General features: G+C 72.4%; 18 protein-coding genes and 1 pseudogene. 10 read left to right on the top strand and 9 right to left on the bottom strand.

Annotated features, from left to right (window positions below):
• Positions 1-168: 168 nt before the first annotated feature.
• On the top strand, positions 169-618 hold the full coding sequence (locus ACIQMV_RS37700) for a metallopeptidase family protein (RefSeq protein ID WP_402597610.1): 450 nt from the start codon (positions 169-171) through the stop codon (positions 616-618).
• Between the two features lie 61 nt (positions 619-679).
• On the opposite strand, the gene ACIQMV_RS37705 is transcribed toward ACIQMV_RS37700, so the two are convergent.
• From ACIQMV_RS37705 to ACIQMV_RS37715, 3 genes are all read right to left on the bottom strand, one after another.
• Positions 680-2,212: a DUF5719 family protein gene (locus ACIQMV_RS37705; protein WP_402597593.1), complete on the bottom strand. Its 1,533-nt coding sequence runs from the start codon at positions 2,210-2,212 to the stop codon at positions 680-682.
• Positions 2,209-5,991, bottom strand: a complete 3,783-nt coding sequence (locus ACIQMV_RS37710) for a glycosyltransferase (RefSeq protein ID WP_402597595.1) — start codon at positions 5,989-5,991, stop codon at positions 2,209-2,211. Before ACIQMV_RS37710 ends, ACIQMV_RS37705 begins: the two co-directional genes overlap by 4 nt.
• A 192-nt stretch (positions 5,992-6,183) precedes the next feature.
• Complete coding sequence (locus ACIQMV_RS37715; RefSeq protein ID WP_003975777.1) at positions 6,184-6,447, bottom strand: WhiB family transcriptional regulator; 264 nt, start codon at positions 6,445-6,447, stop codon at positions 6,184-6,186.
• A 658-nt stretch (positions 6,448-7,105) separates the two neighbouring features.
• Here ACIQMV_RS37715 and ACIQMV_RS37720 point away from each other — a divergent pair.
• The 4 genes from ACIQMV_RS37720 to ACIQMV_RS37735 all read left to right on the top strand — a co-directional run bounded on the left by ACIQMV_RS37720 (position 7,106) and on the right by ACIQMV_RS37735 (position 11,097).
• Positions 7,106-7,645, top strand: coding sequence for a cysteine dioxygenase (locus ACIQMV_RS37720; protein ID WP_402597597.1), 540 nt, complete (start codon positions 7,106-7,108; stop codon positions 7,643-7,645).
• A gap of 86 nt (positions 7,646-7,731) precedes the next feature.
• Positions 7,732-8,715, top strand: coding sequence for a 2-phospho-L-lactate transferase (cofD, locus tag ACIQMV_RS37725; RefSeq protein WP_388475421.1), 984 nt, complete (start codon positions 7,732-7,734; stop codon positions 8,713-8,715).
• Positions 8,712-10,049 (top strand): coenzyme F420-0:L-glutamate ligase, encoded by a 1,338-nt coding sequence (locus tag ACIQMV_RS37730; protein ID WP_402597599.1) that lies wholly within the window; start codon positions 8,712-8,714, stop codon positions 10,047-10,049. The genes cofD and ACIQMV_RS37730 overlap by 4 nt, the downstream gene beginning before the upstream one ends.
• Positions 10,050-10,095: 46 nt before the next feature.
• On the top strand, positions 10,096-11,097 hold the full coding sequence (locus tag ACIQMV_RS37735; RefSeq protein WP_402597600.1) for a DNA-3-methyladenine glycosylase family protein: 1,002 nt from the start codon (positions 10,096-10,098) through the stop codon (positions 11,095-11,097).
• Positions 11,098-11,203: 106 nt separating this feature from the next.
• On the opposite strand, the gene ACIQMV_RS37740 is transcribed toward ACIQMV_RS37735, so the two are convergent.
• The gene (locus ACIQMV_RS37740; RefSeq protein ID WP_402597602.1) at positions 11,204-12,286 is read right to left on the bottom strand and encodes a sugar phosphate nucleotidyltransferase; all 1,083 of its coding nucleotides are present in this window, start codon (positions 12,284-12,286) and stop codon (positions 11,204-11,206) included.
• 47 nt (positions 12,287-12,333) lie between these two features.
• Positions 12,334-12,642, bottom strand: a pseudogene (locus ACIQMV_RS37745) (N-acetylmuramoyl-L-alanine amidase); the annotation flags it as partial.
• A 483-nt stretch (positions 12,643-13,125) separates the two neighbouring features.
• Between ACIQMV_RS37745 and ACIQMV_RS37750 the strand changes: the two are divergent.
• The 3 genes from ACIQMV_RS37750 (at position 13,126) to ACIQMV_RS37760 (ending at position 17,878) form a co-directional block, all read left to right on the top strand.
• The gene (locus tag ACIQMV_RS37750; RefSeq protein ID WP_141360450.1) at positions 13,126-13,881 is read left to right on the top strand and encodes a TIGR03089 family protein; all 756 of its coding nucleotides are present in this window, start codon (positions 13,126-13,128) and stop codon (positions 13,879-13,881) included.
• A 499-nt stretch (positions 13,882-14,380) separates the two neighbouring features.
• Positions 14,381-16,129, top strand: a complete 1,749-nt coding sequence (locus ACIQMV_RS37755; RefSeq protein ID WP_402597604.1) for an LCP family protein — start codon at positions 14,381-14,383, stop codon at positions 16,127-16,129.
• A 93-nt stretch (positions 16,130-16,222) separates the two neighbouring features.
• A complete protein-coding gene (locus ACIQMV_RS37760) occupies positions 16,223-17,878 on the top strand; it encodes an LCP family protein (protein ID WP_402597605.1) in 1,656 nt (551 codons plus the stop codon).
• A gap of 57 nt (positions 17,879-17,935) precedes the next feature.
• Here the strand turns inward: ACIQMV_RS37760 and ACIQMV_RS37765 are convergent, their stop codons facing one another.
• Positions 17,936-18,964 (bottom strand): glycosyltransferase family 2 protein, encoded by a 1,029-nt coding sequence (locus ACIQMV_RS37765; protein WP_402597606.1) that lies wholly within the window; start codon positions 18,962-18,964, stop codon positions 17,936-17,938.
• Between the two features lie 125 nt (positions 18,965-19,089).
• Between ACIQMV_RS37765 and ACIQMV_RS37770 the strand changes: the two genes are divergently transcribed.
• Positions 19,090-20,580, top strand: coding sequence for an LCP family protein (locus ACIQMV_RS37770; protein ID WP_402597607.1), 1,491 nt, complete (start codon positions 19,090-19,092; stop codon positions 20,578-20,580).
• Positions 20,581-20,600: 20 nt separating this feature from the next.
• Here the strand turns inward: ACIQMV_RS37770 and ACIQMV_RS37775 are convergent, their stop codons facing one another.
• Positions 20,601-21,161, bottom strand: coding sequence for an acyl-CoA thioesterase (locus tag ACIQMV_RS37775; protein ID WP_402597608.1), 561 nt, complete (start codon positions 21,159-21,161; stop codon positions 20,601-20,603).
• A 119-nt stretch (positions 21,162-21,280) separates the two neighbouring features.
• Between ACIQMV_RS37775 and ACIQMV_RS37780 the strand changes: the two genes are divergently transcribed.
• Complete coding sequence (locus tag ACIQMV_RS37780; protein WP_402597609.1) at positions 21,281-22,582, top strand: LCP family protein; 1,302 nt, start codon at positions 21,281-21,283, stop codon at positions 22,580-22,582.
• A 75-nt stretch (positions 22,583-22,657) separates the two neighbouring features.
• Here the strand turns inward: ACIQMV_RS37780 and ACIQMV_RS37785 are convergent, their stop codons facing one another.
• Together ACIQMV_RS37785 and ACIQMV_RS37790 are read right to left on the bottom strand one after the other, a co-directional pair.
• The gene (locus ACIQMV_RS37785; RefSeq protein ID WP_141360444.1) at positions 22,658-23,020 is read right to left on the bottom strand and encodes a four-helix bundle copper-binding protein; all 363 of its coding nucleotides are present in this window, start codon (positions 23,018-23,020) and stop codon (positions 22,658-22,660) included.
• Positions 23,021-23,275: 255 nt separating this feature from the next.
• A partial coding sequence (locus ACIQMV_RS37790; RefSeq protein WP_256178065.1) for an acyl-CoA dehydrogenase family protein occupies positions 23,276-23,398 on the bottom strand: 123 nt, incomplete at its 5' end.

Below are 23,398 nucleotides of genomic sequence, written 5' to 3' on the forward strand. Positions count from 1 at the left end.
GTCCGGCACGGGGTCCGGCACGGGGTCCGGCACGGGGTCCGGCACGGGGTCCGGCACGGGGTCCGGCACGGGGTCCGGCACGGGGTCCGGCACGGGGTCCGGCACGGGGTCCGCGATGACGCGCGGGACCGGGCACCCGGGGACGCCGGGGACTACCCTTCACCAGTGATGGACACCCCTGTACCGCCCCGTGCCACCGACCCCGGGCCCCGCCGACGTGATCGCCACGGCCGGGGCATGCGGGGTCCGATCGCCCCGCCGCAGGTGCCGCTCGCCGCGAGCCGCGCCGAGGCGTTCGCGGATCTGGTGCAGGACTCCGTGGACCGGCTGGAGCGGCGCTGGCCGCAACTGGCCGACGTCGACTTCTTCGTGGTGGAGGTGCCGCGGCTGGACGGGCCGGGGCAGCCGTGGAGCGACGAGGCGGTGCCGCTCGGGGGCACGGTCGCGTCGCGTGAGGGGCGACGCGCCCGCGTGGTCGTCTACCGGCGGCCGGTGGAGATCCGCACCAAGGGCCGCGACGAGCGCGCCGCCCTGGTGCACGAGATCGTCGTCGAGCAGGTGGCCGAACTGCTGGGGCTGACCCCGGAGACGGTCGACCCCCGGTACGGCGAGGACTGACCGCCCCGGTGCGGCGAGGACAGCCCCGGCCCGTCGCCGCGCCGCCCCCGGGCCGCCCGGCTCACTTCTGCAGCACCGACAGGTCCTGCTCCGCGTGCGGCACCGCCACCATCCCCCGGTCGTCCGGCAGCGTCTGGATCGTGAAGCCGGAGTTGCCCTCCCGCGACGCCGTGAGGGTGCGCGCCCCGTAGACCGGGCCGCCGGAGATCCGCTCCACCGTGAGCGCGTACGTCCCCTTCAGGCCGGACGGCACCGGCGGGGCGATGTCCTGGGTCGTGCCTTCCTTGATCGTGTAGGTCTTCGAGACGGCCGTGCCGCCCCCGCTGCCCGCCGACGCGGTGACCTTGACCTGCGCGGTGGCGGTGGGAGCCGTCAGCGACAGCGTCGAGCCCTTGGCGCTGTTGTCGGGCGAGGTCGCCCGGGTCATGAACGGGCCGGCCGCCGGGATGAACGCCGTCTCCCGCCGGTCGCCCTTGCCCCTGAGGACCCGCAGTGCCGCGACCACGGGCACCGACCGCGAGGTCGGGGTCAGCACCAGCGACCCCGCCTCCTCACGCGTGACCTCACCGAGGTCGACGGCGGTCGTCATCCCGCCCTTGAGGTGGACCGTCTCGTGCCCGGCGGGCGTGATCAGCCCGGACGGGGAGGCGAGGCGCACCTTCAGGTCGGCGTCGGAGTCGGCGGGCGTGAAGGCGATCAGCCGTACCTCCGTGGCGTCCTTGGGGATGCCCGGGAGCACGAGGCTGCCCGCTGGGTCCGCGGACGCCGCCAGCCAGTCCCCGCCCAGACTGTTGTCGAGGGCCTGCACCGCCGCCCCGACCCGGCCGCTGCGCACGCTCACGTGCACCGTGAGGTCCTGCTGCGCCGAGTCGGTGAGCGTGGACAGCAGGAGCGGCTCGCTGGAGTGCGCCGCAACGGTGATGCCCTCGCCGGCGGGCGACTTCACGGCGCCCTCCGCGCCGTAGAGCTCGATGTCGACGACGGCCGGGGAGTCGTCCGGGTTGGTCAGGTGGATGTAGTCGGACCGGGCTGCGGCCGTGCTCGCGCCGGGGAACCAGAACTGGGTGTCCGGCGCGGTGCAGGTCACGCCCAGCAGCCCGCGGCCGGCGCCCACGGCGACCTCGGTGGTCTGCTGCACCGTCCAGCCGGGCGCGAACTTGCCCTCGGCCGTGCCGATCAGCGCGGGCGCTTCGCCACCCGAGGTGTCGCCGGTGACGGGTGTGCCGGGCTCCTTGGGTTCCAGGACCGACTTGGCGGTCTTGTTCTTTCCGCCGTCCTTGGTCTTGCCCTTGGAGCCGCCCTTGGCCGTGTCCTTCCCGTCACCCGTGTCCGACTGCTCGGTGGCGGGCATGAGCTGGGCCTTGCCCGAGCCGCCGGTGCCCGTGGTCACGGGGGTGAAGGACGTGTACGCGGTGTCGGCTATGTCGGAGGTGCTCGGCGCCGGGCACACCAGGGTCGTGCGCTCGACGGGCAGTTGCGCGGCCGCCGTGGCGGGACCGGCGCCCGCGGCGTCCGGCGTGTCCAGCGCAGCGAATCCGGTGACGGCGGCGAGCGCGGTCACGCCGGCGATCAGGGACAGGGTCGTGCGGTTCACTGCTGGCTCCCGTCGGGGCGCTCGTTGCCGTTGCCGTGCGGGTGGTGCTGAGCCGGGTCGTACGGCTCCTCGTATCCCTGCTGGTACGTCTGGCCGTAGGGCGCCGCCGGGGGCTGGCCGCCGTAGCCGTACTGGTCGTACTGGCCGCCCTGGTACGGGTCGGGCTGGTACGCCTGGTCGTAGCCGCCCGCCGGGTACTGCTGGGGCTGGGCGCCCTGGTACTGGCCGTCGCCCTCGTACTGGCCGTCGCCGTAGGCGCCGTACTCGGTCGCGGCTCCCGCGTAGGCGGTGGTGTCCCACTCGTCGTAGGACTGCTGGTGCGGGACGGCGGCGGGCTCCTCGTCCGCGGCGGGAGGCGGCACGGTGCCCGGTTCCGCCGCGAACTCCTGCCGCCCGAACTCCTCCTGGCCGAAACCCTCCTGACCGGCTTCGCCCTGACCGGCCTCGTCTGCCTCGGCCTCGGCCTGGGCCCGCAGCCTGCGGGCCCGGCGGCCCTCCCCGGCGACGGCCTGGGCGGGAACGAGCTCCTCCTCCGGCAGGTCGTCGTCGACGTCGCGGCGCCGGCCGGGCAGGGCGAGCACGACGAGGACGACGGCGAGGGCGCCCTGGGCCCACAGCCAGGCCGTGTGGCCGAACGGGTCCTCGAAGGCGACGTCCAGCTTGCCGCCGGAGGCGGGGAGCTGGAAGCCCTGGGCCCAGTCGTCGACGGTGGTGCGGGTGAGCGGCCTGCCGTCCAGGGTGGCCGTCCAGCCCGCGTCGGCGGAGTCGGCCAGGCGCAGCACGCGGCCCTCGGCCCCGGACGGGATCGTGGTGTGGATCTCGACGGGTCCGGCGGCGACGGGCTGGGCGGTGCCGGAGCCCGCGGCGGGCACGATGGCGGCGCGCGAGACCTCCTGGTTCACCCGCCACAGGGCGCTGCCGTCCTGCTGGCTGAGCCGGGTCAGGCCGGGCGTGGCGTCCAGGACGCGGCTGACGTCGCGGGGCGCGCCCTTGTGGACCAGGACGTAGCGCACGGCGAAACCGCCGAGCTGGCCGGCCTGGTCGGCGCCGGAGCCGGCGACCAGGTTGGCGACGACCTTGTCCAGTTGCTTGTTCCCGCCGTTCACCGCGGCGAGTTCGGCGTCGCCCATGCGAGCGCCGGAGCCGCGTACGAGCATGTAGCCGACGTGGGCGGGCGAGTCGCTGTCGAGAACCAGGGTGCGGGCCTGGTCGCGGGTGCCGCTCTCCTCGGCGACGAACGCGGGCACCTGCACGGGGTCGCGCCGCTCCACCGGGCCGTCGGCGCCGCCGATCATCCAGCCGGCGGCGACGAGCAGGGGGCCGGCGGCCGAGGCGAAGGCGATCAGCGCGGCGACCGGCTGGCGCCAGCCGAAGCTCTGCTCGGCCACGCGGGCACGTGCCCCGTCGGCGCCGATCACGGCGGCGGCGAGGAGGGCGAGGCCGTAGACGAGGGTGGCCGGGCCGGCCCAGGTGGAGCCGTTGGACAGCACGGCGAAGACGAGCGCCACCAGGGCGACCGCCCAGGCCGTCCAGATCGCGAACTGGCGCTCGGAGCGCAGCAGGGCGGCCAGCGCGGCCAGGACGATGCCGATGAGCATCAGTCCGTGCATCGTGCCGGGGCCGCCGGGGCCGGCGCCGAGCAGGTCCAGCGCGGAGGCGGCCGAGGAGCCGTACTCCAGGCCGGCCTCGTGGAAGAAGCCGAACGGCAGCAGCGACAGCGACCAGGGCGCGAGGACCAGCAGCGGGGTGCCCAACTGCGCCAGGAAGCGCAGCCCGTGGGCCACGATGTCGTCGCGGCGCACGACCAGCACGCCGAGGCCGAGCAGGAGCGCGATGGGCCACACGATCGGCGTGAACGCGGTGGTCACGGTCAGCAGCAGCGCGTACGCCCAGGTGGCCCGCCAACTTCCGCGGGCGCCGGTGGCTTTGGCCAGGCCGGCGGCCGCGACGCCCGCGCGGGCGATCAGCGGCAGCAGCACGGCCAGTACGGCGGTGCCGATGCGGCCGCCGGCCAGCGCGCCGGTGATGGCCGGCAGGAAGGCGTAGGCGACGGCGCCCCAGGCGCGCAGCAGGCGGGAGGGGACCAGCGGGCGGGAGGCGAAGTACGCGGTGAATCCGGCCAGCGGTACCGAGCCGACCAGCAGGACGGTGACCGCGAGCCCGGTCGAGCCGAGCAGCAGGGAGGCGAGCATCGCGACCATCGCCAGGTACGGAGGCGCGGACGGGGTGCCGCCCGCGCCCACCGGGTGCCAGGAGTCGAGGTAGCGCGACCACAGTTCGGAGGAGCCGGCGGGCGCGGGCAGCAGGGCGCCGCCCGCGAGCGCGCCGCCGCCGAGCAGACCGCGGCAGGCGGCCAGGGAGACGAACAGCAGCACCAGGAAGAGCACCGGGCCGGGTTTGCGGGCGATGCGCTTGAGACGGGCGAACTGCTCGATCTCCAGGAAGTCGGCGTCGTCGCCGCCGGGCCCGGACTCGATCGCGCCTCCGTGCCGGCCGGCCGAGGACGCCTCGGCGTCGGAACCGCCCACGAGGTTGCCCGCGACCTGTTCCACCGTGACGCGGATGGTGGCGCCCGGCGGCGGGAGCAGCGCCCGCAGCTCCCCCTTGTCGATCTGCGGCTTGCCGCGTCTGCCGCGGCCCGCGATGATCCGCTCGGGCCGCAGCAGGACACCCATCAGACCGCGGATCTCGTCGACGGCCTGCCCCGGCACCTTGCCGACGAGGTAGGCGACGGTCCGCAGCAGGGTGCCCAGGACCAGGCGCAGCAGCACCCAGGGCAGCGCTGCCGTGCGGGTGTTGACGAGCAGGGTGTAGACGGCGCCGGCCTTGTCGACCTTGTGCGGGGAGGCGGCGGTGCGGCCGACGCAGTCGACGGTCCGGCGCTCGCGGGAGGCCGCCTCGGCGTGCCGTACGACGGCTTCGGGGGCGACCAGGACACGGTGGCCGGCGGAGAGGGCACGCCAGCACAGGTCGACGTCGTCGCGCATCAGGGGGAGCCGGCGGTCGAACCCGCCCAGTTCCTCGAAGATGTCACGCCGGATCAGCATTCCGGCGGTGGACACCGACAGCACGGGCCTGACGTGGTCGTGCTGGCCCTGGTCCTGCTCGCGCCGGTCGAGGCCGGTCCAACGACGACCGGAGTTGGCGATGCTGACGCCCACTTCGAGGAGCTGCCTGCGGTCGTACCAGCCGCGCAGCTTGGGACCGACCACCGCCACGTCGTCCCGGCCGAGTTCGTACTCGTTCTCCACGACGCGCAGCAGCTGGGCCAGGGCGTCGGGTTCGGGGGCGCAGTCGTCGTGCAGCAGCCACAGCCACTGCACCGGCTCCCCGTACGGCAGTTCGGGCAGGTCGTAGGTCTCGTCGCGCCAGGTGCGCGTGACGGGGTCCCAGCTGCTGGGGCGCTTGAGGTAGGGCAGGTCGTCCGGGGTGAGGACCGGGGCGCTGTGGACGGCCTCCTCGACGGCCTGTCCGAAGCCGGTGCGCCGGGCGAGGTGCAGGACGCGATCGGCGCCGAGGGCGTCGGTGACCACCTGGGCCGACTCGTCCGCGCTGCCGGTGTCGGCGGCCACGGCGCACTGCACGGGACGCTCCTGGCCGAGCAGGCCGGCGAGCGCGTCGGGCAGCCAGCGCGCGCCGTCGTGGGAGACGAGCACGGCGGTGACGACGTGGCGCGGGTACTCCGGTGTGCCGGTCTGGTCGGACACCGTCGCACGCGCGGGGTCGGGCACTGGGGCAGCGCCGTCGTAGTGGGCTGCCGCATGGCTGTGCACGGACATCGAGATACGGGCCCCGGTTCGGTGGACTTCGGTGGACGCCCGTGCCCGGTGGGGGCAGGGGGCGTGTCGGACGAGCGACCACACTATCGGCTGGCCAACAAGGCGGCCCGTCGCCTGTGGATAACCCACCTGCGACGGGCCGTTCGTGACGTTTTCCGGGGGATGTGAGCGGAGCCTGCGGTGGTACGGCGGTCAGACGGCCGCCTTCTTCAGCCGGCGGCGCTCCCGCTCGGACAGACCACCCCAGATGCCGAAGCGCTCGTCGTTGGCGAGGGCGTACTCGAGGCACTCGGAGCGGACCTCGCAGGCGAGGCAGACCTTCTTGGCCTCGCGGGTGGAGCCGCCCTTCTCGGGGAAGAAGGACTCGGGGTCGGTCTGGGCGCACAGCGCGCGCTCCTGCCAGCCGAGTTCCTCGTCCGCGTCGTCGACCAGCAGTTGCTGCACCAGCTCGGTCATGTGCGCCCCTCGTCTGTCTTTCGCGTCCCCGTGATGCAGCCGTTATCTGTCCGGCTGAACGACACGAGTGAAATTACAAGTGTGCTGCTCCGGGCGAGTCAAGCCGAGATCTGCTATTGAGCCCCTTATTCACTCTGCGGAACCAAGGCCATGCGGAAAGTGTTCAAATCGTCATAAACCCTGACACATGGCCGAGGCTCCGAAGGTCTCGCGCCCCACGCGGAGCCCGCACAGGGAAGGACGCCCCGGACTTCGATCTCGTTCCGACACGCACACCGAAGCGACCTGGATCACGGTCTGATCACGGGATCGCAACGGGGCTTGCGCGCCCGGCATGTGCGCCATGTGTCCCGGCACCCCCACGAGCAAACCTTTCATCTGTGAGATGAACCGGATGAGGTGAAACATGTCCCACATTCCGGGCGTCAAGTTGACAGTGGGGGTGTGAGCCGCTTGCCTAGAGGGCATGCTCGCGAACTCGGCACTCACCACGACCCGCACCGCCGGGTCCCTCGGTGCTGCCCACGCTCGCTGCAGCTGTCGCTGTTGCGGCTGTTGAGCCCCCGCGCGTCACGCGTGCTCCAGCCGTCGTCCGGACCTTTTCGGCCGGGCCCCCGTTCCCTCTGACCTTCTTTCACCGAGGAACCTCCCCACCCTCATGAACAGCGACAGCGACCTCCAGATCGCCGGCGACCTCCTCGAAGTCCCGCACCTGCTCCAGGCCCCCCGCGAACACCCCTCCACCGTGGCCGAGTTCGTCGGCCTGGCCCGCTCCCTCGCGGCCGACCGCGCCCAGTGGGCGCACCTCGTCCGCTACGACGCGACGACCCGCTGGTACCACCGGCTGCGCACCGGCCCGGGCTACGAGGTGTGGCTGCTGTCCTGGGTACCCGGACAGGGCAGCGGACTCCACGACCACGGCCCCTCCTCCGGCGTGCTCACGGTCCTGGACGGCGAGCTGACCGAGCGCACCGCGCGGGCCACGCGCGCGCTGGGGGCGGGCGCTCAGCGCGTGTTCGCGCCCGGGTACGCGCACGAGGTCGTCAACGACTCGCTGGAGCCGGCGGTCAGCCTGCACGTCTACTTCCCCGGCCTGACCGAGATGCCCATGCACGCCCGGTCCTCGACCGCGACGGCCCACACCGCCGCCCAGTGCGCGGGCGTTCTCCCCGGCCCGGCGGGCGCGGCGGGCGCCTGAGCCGTCGGCGGGGGACGTGTCCCTTACCCACAGGCCGCTGTCCACAGGCCGCACCGAGTCGGCCCGGCGGCTGACACACTGTGTCCATGCGGATTGTGGTTCTGGCAGGCGGCATCGGTGGTGCCCGGTTCCTGCGCGGCCTGAAGCGGGCCGTGCCGGACGCGGACGTCACGGTCATCGGCAACACCGGCGACGACATCCACCTCTTCGGGCTGAAGATCTGCCCGGACCTGGACACGGTGATGTACACGCTCGGCGGCGGCATCGACGAGGAGCAGGGCTGGGGCCGGACCGACGAGACCTTCCATCTCAAGGAGGAGCTCGCGGCATACGGCGTCGGACCGGACTGGTTCGGCCTGGGCGACCGCGACTTCGCCACGCACATCGTGCGCACTCAGATGATCGGCGCCGGGTATCCGCTCAGCGCGGTGACCGAGGCGCTGTGCGACCGGTGGAAGCCTGGGGTGCGGCTGATCCCGATGACCGACGACCGGGTGGAGACGCATGTCGCGGTCACGCTGCCCGACAGCGGCGCCACCCCGGGCCCCGGCGAGCGCAAGGCCGTCCACTTCCAGGAGTACTGGGTGCGGCTGCGGGCCTCGGTACCGGCGGAAGCCGTGGTGCCGGTCGGCGCGGAACAGGCCAAGCCGGCGCCCGGCGTGCTGGAGGCGATCGCCCAGGCCGACGTGATCCTCTTCCCGCCGTCCAACCCCGTCGTCTCCATCGGCACCATCCTCGCGGTGCCCGGCATCCGGGAGGCCATCGCCGACGCGGGGGTACCGGTGATCGGCCTGTCCCCCATCGTCGGGGACGCGCCCGTGCGCGGCATGGCCGACAAGGTCCTCGCCGCGGTCGGCGTGGAGTCCACGGCCGCGGCGGTGGCCGAGCACTACGGCTCGGGGCTGCTGGACGGCTGGCTCGTCGACACGGTCGACGAGGCCTCGGTCGAGCGGGTCGAGACCGCGGGCATCCGGTGCAGGGCGGTGCCGCTGATGATGACCGACGTCGACGCCGCCGCCCGGATGGCGGGCGAGGCGCTCGCACTGGCCGAGGAGGTGCGCGGAGCATGAGCGGCACGACAGAGGAGTCACCGGCCGACGCCCCGGAATTCCGGGTCTGGGCGGTGCCCGGGATCCCCGAGGTCGCGCAGGGGGACGAGCTGGCCAAGCTGATCGCCGCCGCGGAGCCCGGACTGGCCGACGGGGACGTGCTGCTCGTCACCTCGAAGATCGTCTCCAAGGCCGAGGGGCGGCTGGTCCGGGCGGCCGACCGGGAGGCCGCGATCGACGCCGAGACCGTACGGGTCGTGGCCCGGCGCGGAGCGCTGCGGATCGTGCAGAACCGGCAGGGGCACGTCATGGCGGCCGCCGGAGTCGACGCGTCCAACACCCCTCCCGGCACGGTGCTGTTGCTGCCGGAGGATCCGGACGCGTCCGCGCGCGCGATCAGGGACGGGCTGCGCGACGCCCTGGGCGTCACCGTCGGAGTGCTCGTCACCGACACCTTCGGGCGGCCCTGGCGCGCGGGGCTCACCGATGTCGCCATCGGCGCCGCGGGCGTACGCGTGCTGGACGATCTGCGCGGCGGCACGGACGCGCACGGCAACCCGCTGAGCGCCACCGTCGTCGCCACCGCCGATGAACTGGCCGCCGCGGGCGACCTGGTCAAGGGCAAGGCGGCCGGGCTGCCCGTCGCAGTGGTGCGCGGGCTGCGGCATGTGGTGGTCGAGGAGAACGGCGAGGACGGAGGAGGAGCGCGGGTCATGGTGCGTGACGCGCGCGACGACATGTTCCGGCTGGGGACCTCCGAGGCCGTGCGGGAGGCGGTGACCCAGCGGCGTACCGTGCGGTCCTTCACCGACGAGCCCGTCGATCCCGGCGCGGTGCGGCGAGCGGTGGCCGCGGCGGTGACGGCACCCGCGCCGCACCACACCACGCCGTGGCGGTTCGTGCTCCTCGAGTCCGCGCAGTCTCGCACGCGACTGCTCGACGCGATGCGGGAAGCCTGGATCGCGGACCTGCGGCGGGACGGAAGGAGCGAGGAGTCGATCGCCCGGCGGATCCGGCGCGGTGACGTGCTGCGCAACGCGCCGTACCTCGTGGTGCCGTGCCTCGTCATGAACGGCTCGCACGAGTACGGCGACGAGCGGCGGGACGGCGCCGAGCGGGAGATGTTCGTGGTCGCCGCCGGGGCCGGGGTGCAGAACTTCCTGGTCGCGCTGGCCGGGGAGCGGCTCGGCTCGGCGTGGGTGTCCTCGACGATGTTCTGCCGGGACGTGGTGCGCGAGGTGCTGGGCCTGCCCGAGGACTGGGATCCGATGGGGGCGGTCGCCGTCGGGCATCCGGCGGAGCAGCCGAAGCCGCGGCCGGAGCGGGACGCGGGGGCGTTCGTCGTCTCCCTGTGACCGCATAGGCTCGTACGGCACCTCAAGGCAACCCTGGATCTCATTCGTGGCAGGACGTTTCGCTCCGCGGCCCCCGCGTCCGACCGTGCGCGGTGGGCAGGCCGACGTGCCCGCGGCCGTACCCCGGCAGGCCGCCGCGCCGGCACGGGTCCGCACCTGGGTGCCGGACGGGCCGCTGGACCTCGGGCTCGTGCTCGGACCTCTGCGGCGGGGGCAGGGCGATCCCACGTTCCGGGCGATGCCCGACGGTTCGGTGTGGCGCACCGGCCGCACGCCGCTCGGGCCCGGGACGCTGCGCGTGTCCGCTCACGGCGAGACGGTGCGCGGGGACGCGTGGGGGCCGGGCGCCGAATGGCTGCTGGAGCAGCTGCCCGAACTGCTCGGGGCCGTCGACGACCCGTCCGCGTTCGTACCGCGGCACCGGCTGCTCGCGCTGACCCGGCACCGGCGGCCGGGATTGCGGCTGACGCGGACCGGCCTGGTGCTGGAGTCGCTGATCCCGTCGGTCCTGGAACAGAAGGTGACGACGGTCGAGGCGTACGCGGCCTGGCGGATGCTGGTGCGCGCGTACGGGGAGCCGGCGCCCGGACCCGCACCGGGCCGCATGTACGTCATGCCGGCGCCGCGGACGTGGGCGCTGATCCCGTCGTGGGAGTGGCACCGGGCCGGGGTCGACGACAAGCGGGCGTCGACCGTGCTGCGGGCGGTGCGGGTCGCCGCGCGGCTGGAGGAGGCGGCGCGGATGCCTCCGGAGCGCGCGCGGGAACGGCTGGAGCTGGTGCCCGGCATCGGACCGTGGACGTCGGCGGAGACCGTGCAGCGCAGTCATGGCGCGGCGGACGCCGTGACGGTCGGTGATCTGCATCTGCCGGGCATCGTGGGGTGGGCGCTGGCCGGGGACCGGAACGCGGACGACGCGGAGATGCTGCGTCTGCTGGAGCCGTACGCCGGGCAGCGGCATCGGGCGGCCCGGCTGATCCTGCTGAGCGGGCGGGTGCCGCCCCGGCGGGCGCCGCGGATGCCGAAGGGCGACATCGGGCGCCTTTGAGCCGGGACTCCCGCCCACGCCGGCGGGCTCGCGCGGTGGGGCCGGCACGGGGCGGGCCGGCTCACCGCGCTCGCAGCTTCGTACCCTGTCCCGCCCACCCGGCCGGCTACTGGTCCGAGGAGAACCTCACGGACCCGGCCGGGATTCGCGCGTCGCACCACACTCTCGCGCCGTTTCTCAGCTCGTTGTCGGCGCCGACCACCGCGCCGTCGCCGATGACCGTGCCGTTGAGGACGGATCGGGTGCCGACGCGGGCACGGCTGCCGATGAGGGAGTCGGTGACGACGGCACCGGGCTCGATGACGGCACCGGGCAGGATCGCGCTGCCGAACACCCGCGCGCCCTCGGCGACGAACGCGCCCTCGCCCACCACCGTGCCGCCGGTCAGCTTGGCGCCGGGAGCGACGACGGCCGTGGGCAGGATCAGGCGGTCGCCGCAGCGACCGGGCACGGCCGGGGAGGGCGCGCGGCCGAGGACCAGGTCCGCGGAGCCGCGTACGAAGGCGGCCGGGGTGCCCAGGTCCAGCCAGTAGGTGGAGTCGACCATGCCCTGCAAGTGGGCGCCCGCCGCGAGCAGTTCGGGGAACGTCTCCCGCTCCACCGACACCGGGCGGCCCTGCGGGATCGTGTCGATGACCGAGCGCCGGAAGACGTACGCCCCCGCGTTGATCTGGTCGGTGACGATCTCCTCGGGGGTCTGCGGCTTCTCCAGGAAGGCCAGGACGCGGCCGGTCCCGTCGGTGGGGACGAGGCCGTAGGCGCGGGGGTCCGGCACCTTCGTCAGGTGCAGGGAGACGTCCGCGCCCGTGGTCGCGTGGGTGCGCACCAGGGCCCGGATGTCCAGCCCGGTCAGGATGTCGCCGTTGAAGACGAGGACCGGCTCGTCGGGGCCGGAGCGCAGGCGCGGGGCGACGTTGCGGATGGCGCCGCCCGTGCCCAGGGGCTCCTCCTCCGTCACGTACTCCAGGTGGAGCCCGAGCGAGGAGCCGTCGCCGAAGTACGGCTCGAAGACCTCGGCCAGATAGGAGGTGGCGAGCACGACGTGCTCGACGCCCGCCGCTCTCGCCCGCGCCAGCTGATGGGTGAGGAACGGCACTCCCGCCGCCCGCACCATCGGCTTCGGCGTGTGCACCGTGAGGGGGCGCAGCCGCGTGCCCTTGCCGCCGACCAGGAGGATCGCTTCTGTCACCTGTCGTCTCCGCTTCCTGTTCGTCCTCGGTCCGTCCTCGTCCGTCCTCAGCGGCCCTGGTAGCGCGCCGCGGCCGAGCGGGCCGCGGCCGAGCGGGCCGCGCCGAGCTTGCCGTAGAGCCGCTGTCCCGGGCAGTCGGTGGCGAAGCCGTCCCGGTGGCCGGAGATCACGTTCAGGCGTACGCTCTTTCCTTTTTGGTAGAGGTTGCCACCGCCGGAGGTCAGATATGTCTTTCCGCGCGGATTCATCCCGTGGAGCCCGAACTTCCACGCGGTCAGCCGTGCGACGGCCGTCACCGCGGCCGAGGAGGGCCTGGCGGTGCCGTAGGTGCCGATGACGGCGATGCCCGCGCTGTTGCAGACGCCGGTGGCGGCGGAGCGGGTGCGGATCCGGACGCCGCCGTGCAACTCGGTGTCCAGGTCGTCCCAGACGACTCCGACCAGGGAGAAGTGGCGGACATCCGTGCGGCGCAGGCCCTGTTCGAAGAGGGCACCGCGGTCGGGGGCGGGGCCGGGGTCGCGGGTGAGCGGGGCGAGGGGCAGGGACCGGGTGCTGCCGGGGACGGCTGCCGACCCGGTCGCCGACGCCGGCTCAGCACTCGCCCGACCGCCCGTCAGACCGGGGGCGAGGCTGAGGGCGGCCGCACACGTGACACCGATCGAGCACGCGAGGAATCCGTATCGACGCATGCTCCAGATCCTGGACATGATCAGACAAACATGCCTATCCCGGACTTGACGGACCGTCGGCTGCCGTTGCGCCGAACCGGTGGCCCGCCGCTCACCCGCACGTGGCCGACCGCGCGGTGGGCAGGGCCGGCGCCGCGTACGCTTGCGCGGGTGAACGCCACCGAACGCACCCCTGCCGACCTGCTGCGTTCCGCGCTCGCCGCGGATCCCGGACGCCCGCTGGTGACCTTCTACGACGACGCCACCGGCGAACGCGTCGAATTGTCCGTGGCCACCTTCTCCAATTGGGTGGCCAAGACCGCGAACCTCCTCCAGGGGGACCTCGGCGCCGGACCCGGCGACCGGGTCGCGCTGATGCTGCCGGCGCACTGGCAGACGGCCGTGTGGCTGCTGGCGTGCGCGTCGGTGGGCGCGGTGGCGGACGTCGACGGGAACGCGGGCGTCGCGGATGTCGTGGTCAGCGGACCGGACACGCTGGACGCGGCCCGCGCGTGCTCCGGGGAGCGGGTGGCGCTGGCGCTGCGGCCGCTGGGCGGGCGGTTCCCGCAGCCGCCGGAGGGTTTCCTGGACTACGCCGTCGAGGTGCCGGGGCAGGGCGACGCGTTCGCGCCCTTCGCGCCGGTGGACCCGGAGGAGCCGGCGCTGATCGTGGCCGGGGCCGAGTACACGGTGGCGGAGGTCGTGGAGCGGGCCCGCGGCGACGCCCCGGAGCTGAACCTGACCGGACCGGCCTCCCGCCTGCTGTCGGCGCTGCCGTACGACACCTGGGAGGGCCTCAGCGCCGGCCTGTACGCGCCGCTCACCGCCGGCGCCTCGGTCGTCCTGTGCCGCAACCTCGACCGCCTGCCCGAGGACGCACTGGCGAAGCGCATCGAGTCCGAGCGGGTCACGGCCACGGCCAGATGAGGCGACCGGGCTCCGAACCCGGATCTCCGCCCAACACGCTCGCCCCGAATCCCGCGGAATGCGGGATTCGGGGCGAACGGCGCGAATTCAGCCGCCGCGGATTCGGATTCCGGACCGGAAAGGGATTCGCCTGCGCAGCCGCACGACTACGGTGGGTATTCCCCGGAGGTTGTGCGCGACGCGGGCCGAGCGCCCCGTCGATCCACCGCTCACGCCCTGGCCCACGACGTCGTTCCGCGACGACACGGCCAACTTGGGGGCCTCTGCGGGTAAAGCCACGGCCAAAGGCGAACTTTTGTCCAAGGAAATGGGCGGATTGCCCCCTTGTAGGGAAGTGGAATTTGTCACCAGCGTCGCTCGATGTGGAATCTGCCGGATAGTGTGAGCGATCCGGTGCGACTGGCCGCGAGATCTTCCTGGGGTCGCGCACTGTGCGAAGCAGACCTGGCGCCAAGAGGGGCAAGGCGCCGCGTGGCCCCGACGGAGGATTCGGACAACCGTGGACGCGCAAGGCCGTGGGCGGGCGGACAATGTCGACCCCGCAGACCAGTGGGTGCTCAATCCGGACACCGGCGAATACGAACTGCAACTGACCCCTTCCGCTCCGCAGTCGGCGGTACCGGGTCCCCGTCGTCCCTCCTCCCGCAGAGCCGGAGGCACGGCGACCGGGGAGCGCCCGGCGGCGCCCGGACGGCAGCAGACCCGTGACGCCGCCCCCTCCGAGACCGCGCCCGCCCCGCGTCGGCGCCGGGCGGCGCCGACGGAGGAGCCGCCCGGGCGGCGGGGACGTCGGCCGGAGAAGAAGTCGAAGACCAAGAAGGTCCTGATGTGGACCGGCGGCACCATGGCGCTCGTCCTGATCGGCGTCGGCACGGCCGGCTACCTGGTCCTCAAGCACCTCGAGGGCAACGTCACCACCACCGACGTGGGCAGCGCGGCCAAGAACGGCTTCAGCAAGAACGAAGCCTTCAACATACTCATCATCGGCACCGACAAGCGCACCGGCGCCGGCAACGAGGGCTACGGCGACAAGGGCAGTGTCGGCCACGCCGACACCAACGTCCTGCTGCACGTCGCCAAGGACCGTACGAACGCGACCGCGTTGAGCATCCCGCGCGACCTGATCGTGGACGTGCCGGACTGCCCGACCAAGCAGCCCGACGGCAGCATGAAGGTCGTCCCGGGGACGGTCGGCGTCCGCTTCAACACGAGCCTCGGCCAGGACGGCCGCGACCCGGGCTGCACCATGCGCACGGTCAAAGAGGTCACCGGCATTCAGCCCGACCACTTCATGATGGCCGACTTCAACGCGGTCAAGACGCTGACGACGGCGGTCGGCGGAGTCGACGTGTGCCTCAAGCACGCGGTGAAGGACAAGGACTCGCACCTGGACCTGCCCGCCGGCGAGTCCACCGTCGAGGGCGAACAGGCCCTGGCCTTCGTCCGTACCCGGCACGCCTGGGGCAACAAGGGCGACCTGGACCGCATCAAGGTGCAGCAGCAGTTCCTCAGTTCGCTGATGCGCCAGATGGCCTCCGGGGACACGCTCACCGACCCGTCCAAGCTGTACGACCTGGCCGACGCCGCCACCAAGGCGCTGACCGTCGACACCGGCATCGGCAAGGTCAGCACCCTCAAGGACGTGGCGCTGGAGCTGAAGAAGGTGCCGACGAAGAACATCACCTTCCTGACCACGCCGGTGGTCGACAACCCGGCCGAGAAGGTCCACGCGACGGTCGTCGTCGACGAGAACACGGCGCCCCAGGTCTTCGACGCCATCAACAACGACGTCTCCTTCACCCAGGTGAAGAAAAAGAAGAAGGCCGACAAGAGCGCCGACGCCGCCCGGCTCAAGGGCACCCAGTCCGAGGCCTCCGAGGTGCGGGTCCGGGTCTTCAACGGAGGGGCCGCCGGCGGTGCCGCCCAGGACACCGTCACCTGGCTGCAGACCTCCGTGGGCGTGCTCAAGTCGGAGAACGCGGCCAACGCGCCCAAGGAAATCGCCAAGACCACGCTCGAGTACGCGCCCGACCAGGCTCCGCAGGCCCGTAAGCTCGCCGCGCTCATGGGACTGTCCGGGGCCGCGCTGAAGCCGGGCAAGAGCTTCACCAACTCCCAGGGGATGCCCACGATGACGCTGACGCTGGGCAAGGACTTCAAGGGTGCGGGCGTGCCGCTCACCGCGCCGACGAAGGCCCCGGAGGTCGACGGGAAGTCCACGGCGGACAAGGTCGAATGCGCAAGTTGAGCGCACAGCACCACCTTATGGGCCTGTCATGCGTCTAACCCGGCGCACGACAGGCCTGTTTCATGGCATGGCACCAGGGTGGGAGGACGGGGAGTGACGCAGAGCAGTCTGCGCGGGGAGGGATCGGCGGTCGAGGAAGCGATACCTCCCGCGCCGCGCAAGGGCAGCGCATCGGACGGCCGCGGCCGGCACGGCGGCAAAGGACGCGGCGGGAAGAAGCGCGATGCCAAGGGCAGAAGTCCCGCGCGGCGCGTACTGCGCTGGTCGGCGATGGTGCTCGCACTGGTCGTACTCGGCACGGCCGGCGCCGGATACCTCTACTACCAGCACCTGAACGGCAATATCCGCAAGGGTCAGCGCAGCAGCGGTGACTCCAAGGCACAGAGGTCGAGGCCCAACTCGGCCGGCCAGATGCCCGTGAACATCCTGCTGATCGGCTCCGACAGCCGTAACTCCGACGCGAACGTCGCGCTGGGCGGCAGCCGGGACAACCGCGGCACCCCGCCGCGGGGCGATGTGCAGATGCTCATCCACCTGGCCGCGGACCGCAAGAGCGCCGCCGTGGTGAGCATCCCGCGGGACACCCGGGTCGACATCCCCAAGTGCACGGACCCCGACACCGGCAAGGTCTATCCGCCCGTCAACGAGATCATCAACGAGTCGCTGGCCCGCGGCGGCGCCGGCTGCACGCTCGCCACCTGGGAGAGCCTCACCGGTGTGTACATCGACCACTGGATGACGATCGACTTCGCGGGCGTGGTGAAGATGGCGGACGCCATCGGCGGCGTCGAGGTCTGTGTGAAGCAGAACGTGTGGGACCGCCCCACGCCCCTGGCGCCCGGGGGCTCCGGTCTGAAGCTGACGGCGGGCAAGCACAAGGTCAAGGGCAAAGAGGCCCTCCAGTGGCTGCGCACCCGGCACGCCTGGGGCAGCGACCTGCTGCGGGCCAGGGCCCAGCACATGTACATGAACTCGATGATCCGCACCCTGCGGAGCCAGAACGTCTTCACCGACTCCGGCCGGCTGATGGGCCTCGCGGAGGCGGCCACGAAGTCGCTCCAGGTGTCCGAGGAGATCGGCACCGTCGAGAAGCTGTACCACCTGGCCATGCAGCTCAAGACGGTCCCCACCGACCGCATCACCATGACGACGATGCCCAATGTCGCCGACCCGCAGGACGACAACCACGTCGTCCCGGACGGCGCCGGCGCCACGAAGATGTGGAAGATGCTCCGCGACGACGTGCCCTTCGACGACAAGGGCCCGGCGCCGGACGCGAAGAACGCGAAGAAGCGTACGGGCGAGAGCGCGGCGGACAGGACTCCCTCGGTCCAGGCCGACCGGTTGGGCGTCCTGGTGCAGAACGGCACCCGCACCGCCACACAGGCCCCGGTCGGCGGCCGGGCCCGCGAGATCGGCCAGGAACTGGCGGGCAAGGGCTTCACGCGGGCCACCGCCGACACCTCGGCGGCGCTGTCGGAGGAGGAGACGCTCGTGCGCTACCCGAGCGCGGACCTGGAGGGCGACGCGCAGAGCGTCGCCAAGGCCCTCGGGATTCCGCTGAGTTCGGTGCGGAAGTCGACCGACGTCTCCGGTGTCACCGTCGTCGTCGGCGCCGACTGGCGTACGGGGAGCACCTATCCGAAGGAGGCGACCCCGAAGGCCGGCGACCTGCCCGACAACTCCGACGCCATCAACGGCTCGGACGAGAGCCAGTGCATGGACGTGTACGCGCCCTACCGCTGGTAGCGCGAGCAGGGCCCCTCTCCCGCGGAGAGGGGCCCTGAGAACGCTCGGCGCGAACGCTCAGCCGGCGGCGGAAACCGGCGGCCTCCGGGCGGCGATGACCTTCCTGGCCAGCGACTTGGGGCTGGCCAGGAAACCCCAGCCCCAGGACATGTGCATGGTGGCCAGGGCGACCGGGATGCGCAGCCGTGCCGCCAGGGGAAGGCCCTTGCCCGCGGGGAGCGATCCGGCGGCGATCGCCGCCAGGTAGCCGCCGGGGACCACCAGGGCCCACGGGGTCAGGGCCGCGCCCACCACGATCCCGGCCGCGATGGCGCACACCGCGGCCGGCGGGGCGAGGTAGCGCAGGTTGATGGAGCCCTGGTGGTAGCGGGCGACGACGTGCCGCCAGCGGCCGTAGTCCTTGTACTGCCGGGCGAGGGCCCTGACGTTCGGGCGGGGCCGGTAGGACACCCGCAGCTCGGGCGAGAACCAGATCAGGCCGCCCGCCTCGCGGATGCGGAAGTTGAGCTCCCAGTCCTGGGCGCGAATGAACTCCTCGTTGTAGCCGCCCTGTTGCTCCAGGGCCGAGCGGCGGAAGACGCCCAGGTACACCGTTTCGGCCGGGCCGGCCTGGCCGCCGGTGTGGAAGGCGGCGTTGCCCACCCCGACCTTCGAGGTCATCGCGGCGGCGACGGCATGCTCCCAGGCGTTCTCGCCCTCGGCGTGCATGATGCCGCCCACGTTCTGCGCGCCGGTCTCCTCCAGGAGCCGTACCGCGGTGGCTATGTAGTCCGGCGAGAGCATCCCGTGGCCGTCGACACGGACCACGATCGGATGGCGGGATGCCTTGATCGCGGCGTTGAGCGCGGCGGGGGTGCGGCCGGTGGGGTTCGGGACCGTGTGCACGCGCGGGTCCTCGGCCACGAGTTCGGCGGCGATCTCGTCCGTGCGGTCCGCGGAAGGACCGAGGGCGATCACGACCTCCATCTCGCCGCCGTACTCCTGCGCGAGGATCGCTTCGACGGCTCCGCGCAGGTGCCGTTCCTCGTTGAGGACGGGCATGATCACAGAAACGGCGGGGAGTCGCACGTCGGGCTTGGCGTTCATCGGTGCTCACGTTACCGCGAACGGGGGACACCGGTGCGCGCCGTGGGGGTCACTGCGCCGGTCAGCAGATCGTATGGCCCTACGGTGCTCACGGTGCCCACCCACGCCTATGCGGAGGTGTCCCCATGCCCCCCACGCCGTCCCGGCCCCGCCCGCGGCCACCGCGTGCCCCGCAGCACCGAGCCGCACCGCCGCGGCCGGCGCGGGTCCCGCACGCGTCCGCACCGCGCCGGAGGCCGCGCTGGGCCATGCGGGCGGCGACCACGCTGTCGGTGGTGGTGCTCGCCTCCGCCGGGATCGGGCACGCGGTGGTCTCCAGCCTGGACGCGGACATCGCCCGGGTCGACCCCTTCAAGGACATGAAGAACCGCCCGCGGGCGGGCCACGGCATGAACGTCCTGCTGGTCGGCACCGACGGCAGGGACCGCATCAGCGCGCAGGAGCGGCGCCAGTACCGGCTGGGCGGCCAGGCCTGCCACTGCACCGACACGATGATGATCGTGCATGTGTCGCAGGACCGGCAGCGGGCCAGCGTGGTGAGCCTGCCCCGGGACTCCTACGCCGAGCTGCCCGGCCACGTCGACCGGAACACGGGCCGGTGGCACGGGCCTCACCCCGTCAAGCTCAACGCGGCATACGCGGAGGGCGGCCCCCATCTGACCGTGCGCACGGTCGAGGACCTGACCCAACTGAAGATCGACCACTACCTCGAGGTGGACTTCACCACGTTCATGCGGACCGTGGACGTCCTCGGCGGGGTGCAGATCTGCACCTCCGAACCGATGAAGGACAGCTACTCCGGCCTGGACCTGGCGGCCGGCACGCACATGCTCTCCGGCGGCCAGGCACTCCAGTACGTCCGCTCCCGGCACGTCGACGGGGCCAGCGACCTCGGCCGGATGAAGCGCCAGCAGCGGTTCCTGGCCGCCCTGATCGAGCGGGCGACCTCCTCCCAGGTACTGCTGAACCCCATGAAGTTCCGGAACGTGGCGCTGACCGTGCTGGGCTCGGTGCGGGCGGACCAGGGTTTCCACACCGACGAGCTGCTGGACCTCGGGCGGGCGATGCGCAGCTTCTCCCCGTCCTCATCGGAGTTCGCCACCGTCCCGATCTCGGAGCCGTCCTATCCCGTCAACGGCGTCGGCTCGACGGTGAAGTGGGACCGGACCAAGGCGGACCGGCTCTTCCGGGCGCTGCGGGAGGACCGGCCGCTGACCGTGCGGCGGCCGCGGCAGGCGAACTCTCCGGTGACCGTGCAGGTCCCCCCGCAGCAGATCCGTGTCCAGGTGGAGAACGGCACCGGCGCGGCCGGGCTCGGCAAGCGGGTGGACGAGGCGCTGGCGGCGGCCGGGTTCCGTACGACGGGGGCGCCCGCGGACGCCAAGGAGCCCACCGTGCGGCGGACCGTCGTGCTCTACGACCCCCGGTGGGACCAGTCGGCGAAGTCGCTCGCCGCGGCGCTGCCGGGCAGTGAGCTGCGGGCCGTGCCGGGGCAGGGGGCCACGCTCAAGGTGGTCGCGGGAAGCGAGTACCACCAGGTGCGCCAGGTACGGGTGGAGGACCAGGAGCAGGGTGCCGCCGCGGTCCTGACGGGCGACGAGGTGCTGTGCGGCTGACGGAGTGAGAACCGGCGGCGTCAGTCCGCGTAGCCCTCGGCCGCGCGCTTCTCGCGCAGTTCCCTGATGGCGCGGCGGCGGGCCAGGCGGTGGGTGCGGCGGATCTGGGCCTCCTGGTAGCGCCGCCGGTCCCGGTCGGTCTCGGGCAGGACGGGCGGTACGGCGCGCGGCTTGCCGTCGGCGTCCACGGCGGTGAAGACCAGATACGCCGAGCCGACCTGAGTGGTCGGGGTGGACTCGTTCCAGCGTTCGGCGAGGACCCGCACACCGACCTCCATGGAGGTCCGGCCGGTCCAGTTGACCTGAGCCTTCACATGGACGAGATCGCCGACCCGGACCGGTTCGAGGAACGCCATCTCGTCCATGGACGCCGTGACGGCGGGCCCGCCGCTGTGCCGGCCGGCCACCGCGCCCGCCGCGTCGTCGACCAGCTTCATGATCACACCGCCGTGCACCGTCCCCAGCAGGTTGGTGTCGTTGTGGGTCATGATGTGGCTCAGGGTGGTCCGGGACGCCGAAATCGGCTTGCCGGGGATGTCCGGAATCTCGGCGGATTCCGCGGTGGAGGCCTGCTCTGTCATGACCCCCACCTTATGCCGGGGCGGCATCCGGGAAGTTTGTGTCAGCTTCGCAACAGCGGTGCCCCTATTTCCTGACGCCTCTTGTAAGGGACACGGCGGTGCCCTGCACACTGGGGCGCATGAATGATTGGCCCGAGGGGTGGTCCGACGGCAACCGCGGACCCGGATACGGACGCGGCAGCGCCGGCGCGACGCCGGAAGGGGCGCGTGTGATGCGCCAGGTACGGCGCGGCGGCCCGGGGGCCCCCGGCGGGCGGGGCGGGTACCCGCCGCCCGGCGGCCCGGGCCCCTCGGCGCCGCCGTACGGCATTCCGCAGCAACCGTCGTACGTCGACGGCCGCGGATACGACGGCCCCGGCGGCTACGACAGCGGCTACAGTTCCGGCCACGTCTACGGCGGGCCGGGGGGACCGGGCGGGGGTGACCCGCGCGCCTACCGTCCCGCGCCGAACTGGCGGCGCCGCTTCAAGTGGTCCGTGATCACCCTGGTCACGCTGCTCGTGGTGACCTCGGTCGCGACCTACTTCTGGGCCGACTCCAAGCTCCGCCGCGAGGTCGACCTGTCCAAGGTCATCGACCGGCCGGAGACCGGCAAGGGCACGAACTACCTGATCGTCGGCTCCGACAGCCGTGAGGGCATGTCCTCGGAGCAGAAGAAGCAGCTGCACACCGGGTCCGCCGAGGGCAAGCGCACGGACTCGATGATGATCCTGCACGTCGGCGACAACGGCGACACGCTGATATCCCTGCCGCGCGACTCCAACGTCACGATCCCGCAGTTCCGCGGCTCGGAGTCCGGCAAGATCAAGGGCCCCCTCGGACCGAACAAGCTGAACGCGGCCTACGCCTTCGACGGCCCGGAGCTGCTGGTCCGCACCATCGAGTACAACACCGGCCTGCACATCGACCACTACGTGGAGATCGGCTTCGCCGGCTTCGCGAACATCGTGGACGCGGTCGGCGGTGTGGAACTCACCATCGACAAGGGCTTCAAGGACAAGTACTCCGGCGCCGACTTCCAGGCGGGCAAGCAGAAGCTGGACGGCCGGCAGGCCCTGGCCTTCGTGCGCACCCGGCATGCGTTCGCCACCTCCGACCTGCAGCGCACGAAGAACCAGCAGAAGTTCCTCGCCGCGCTGTCCCACCAGGTGGCGACCCCCTCGACGATCCTGAACCCGTTCAGGCTCTACCCGACGATGGGTGCGGGCCTGGACTCCCTGATCGTCGACAAGGACATGAGCCTGTGGGACCTGGCCTCCATGTTCTGGGCGATGAAGAACGTCAACGGCGGCGACGGCGTCTCCATGAACATGCCGATCTCCGGCTCCACGGGCGGCAACCTCGTCTGGGACAAGGCGAAGGTCAAGACGCTGGTCGACGAACTGAAGAACGACCAGAAGGTCACGGTCACGGGCAACTGACCCGGGCCCCCTGCCAGGAGGGCCCCGCGGTGCCGGCCGGCACCGCGGGGCTTTCGCCGTCGGGCCGGGCTCAGGTCACATCCTGACGCCCGCCATCGCGCGGCACATCTCCGCACAGCGGCGACACGCCTCCGCACAACGCTTCATCATCTTGTCGTCGGGCATGGACATACACGCCTCGGCGCACATGTCACACGCCTTGGCGCACATCGCGCACATCTCCGCCGCCATGGGCGAGCGGCGCATCATCATGTCCGCGCACATGCGGGTCATCTCGGAGCAGTCCATGAGCGCGCGCATGATCTGCATCTGCGCCTGGCCGCCCATCTGCATGCAGGAGCTCATGGCCTCCTCACAGACGGTGTGGCACGACATGCAGGCCTGGACGCAGTCCTGCATCTCCTTGCTCATGGGGGTCATGGTTCCGGGCTGGGTCATGGCTCCTCCTGGGGGACGAAGGGCACCGGGGCGGGGCCCTGCTCCCTACCGTCGTACGCCCGCCCGGGTCCCCGCGCCATCCGGCGCGGACGCCGGACCGGCTACCGCCGTTCGGCTTACGGCCCGCGTCCGGCGGCCCTCCCCGGCACACCGCGAACGGCCCCCGGCTCAATGCCGGAGGCCGTCGGACGCGCGCAAAGAGCCTGCCAGGGCCTGTCGTCACATGCGCGGCAGGCGGGAATTCGACGACAGGACCTAGGGAAGGTTCCTGGCCATCACGATCCGCTGGACCTGGTTCGTGCCCTCGTAGATCTGCGTGATCTTGGCGTCGCGCATCATGCGCTCGACCGGGTAGTCGCGGGTGTAGCCGTAGCCGCC

This window comes from Streptomyces sp. NPDC091412, assembly GCF_044756885.1.
Taxonomy (GTDB): domain Bacteria; phylum Actinomycetota; class Actinomycetes; order Streptomycetales; family Streptomycetaceae; genus Streptomyces.

Bases quoted from the DNA above. Each gene is read 5' to 3' on its own strand.
- ACIQMV_RS37700 (WP_402597610.1), top strand. From the start codon at position 169: ATGGACACCCCTGTACCGCCCCGTGCCACCGACCCCGGGCCCCGCCGA.
- ACIQMV_RS37710 (WP_402597595.1), bottom strand. From the start codon at position 5,991: ATGTCCGTGCACAGCCATGCGGCAGCCCACTACGACGGCGCTGCCCCA.
- ACIQMV_RS37715 (WP_003975777.1), bottom strand. From the start codon at position 6,447: ATGACCGAGCTGGTGCAGCAACTGCTGGTCGACGACGCGGACGAGGAA.
- ACIQMV_RS37720 (WP_402597597.1), top strand. From the start codon at position 7,106: ATGAACAGCGACAGCGACCTCCAGATCGCCGGCGACCTCCTCGAAGTC.
- cofD (WP_388475421.1), top strand. From the start codon at position 7,732: ATGCGGATTGTGGTTCTGGCAGGCGGCATCGGTGGTGCCCGGTTCCTG.
- ACIQMV_RS37730 (WP_402597599.1), top strand. From the start codon at position 8,712: ATGAGCGGCACGACAGAGGAGTCACCGGCCGACGCCCCGGAATTCCGG.
- ACIQMV_RS37765 (WP_402597606.1), bottom strand. From the start codon at position 18,964: ATGAACGCCAAGCCCGACGTGCGACTCCCCGCCGTTTCTGTGATCATG.
- ACIQMV_RS37770 (WP_402597607.1), top strand. From the start codon at position 19,090: ATGCCCCCCACGCCGTCCCGGCCCCGCCCGCGGCCACCGCGTGCCCCG.
- ACIQMV_RS37775 (WP_402597608.1), bottom strand. From the start codon at position 21,161: ATGACAGAGCAGGCCTCCACCGCGGAATCCGCCGAGATTCCGGACATC.
- ACIQMV_RS37780 (WP_402597609.1), top strand. From the start codon at position 21,281: ATGAATGATTGGCCCGAGGGGTGGTCCGACGGCAACCGCGGACCCGGA.
- ACIQMV_RS37785 (WP_141360444.1), bottom strand. From the start codon at position 23,020: ATGACCCAGCCCGGAACCATGACCCCCATGAGCAAGGAGATGCAGGAC.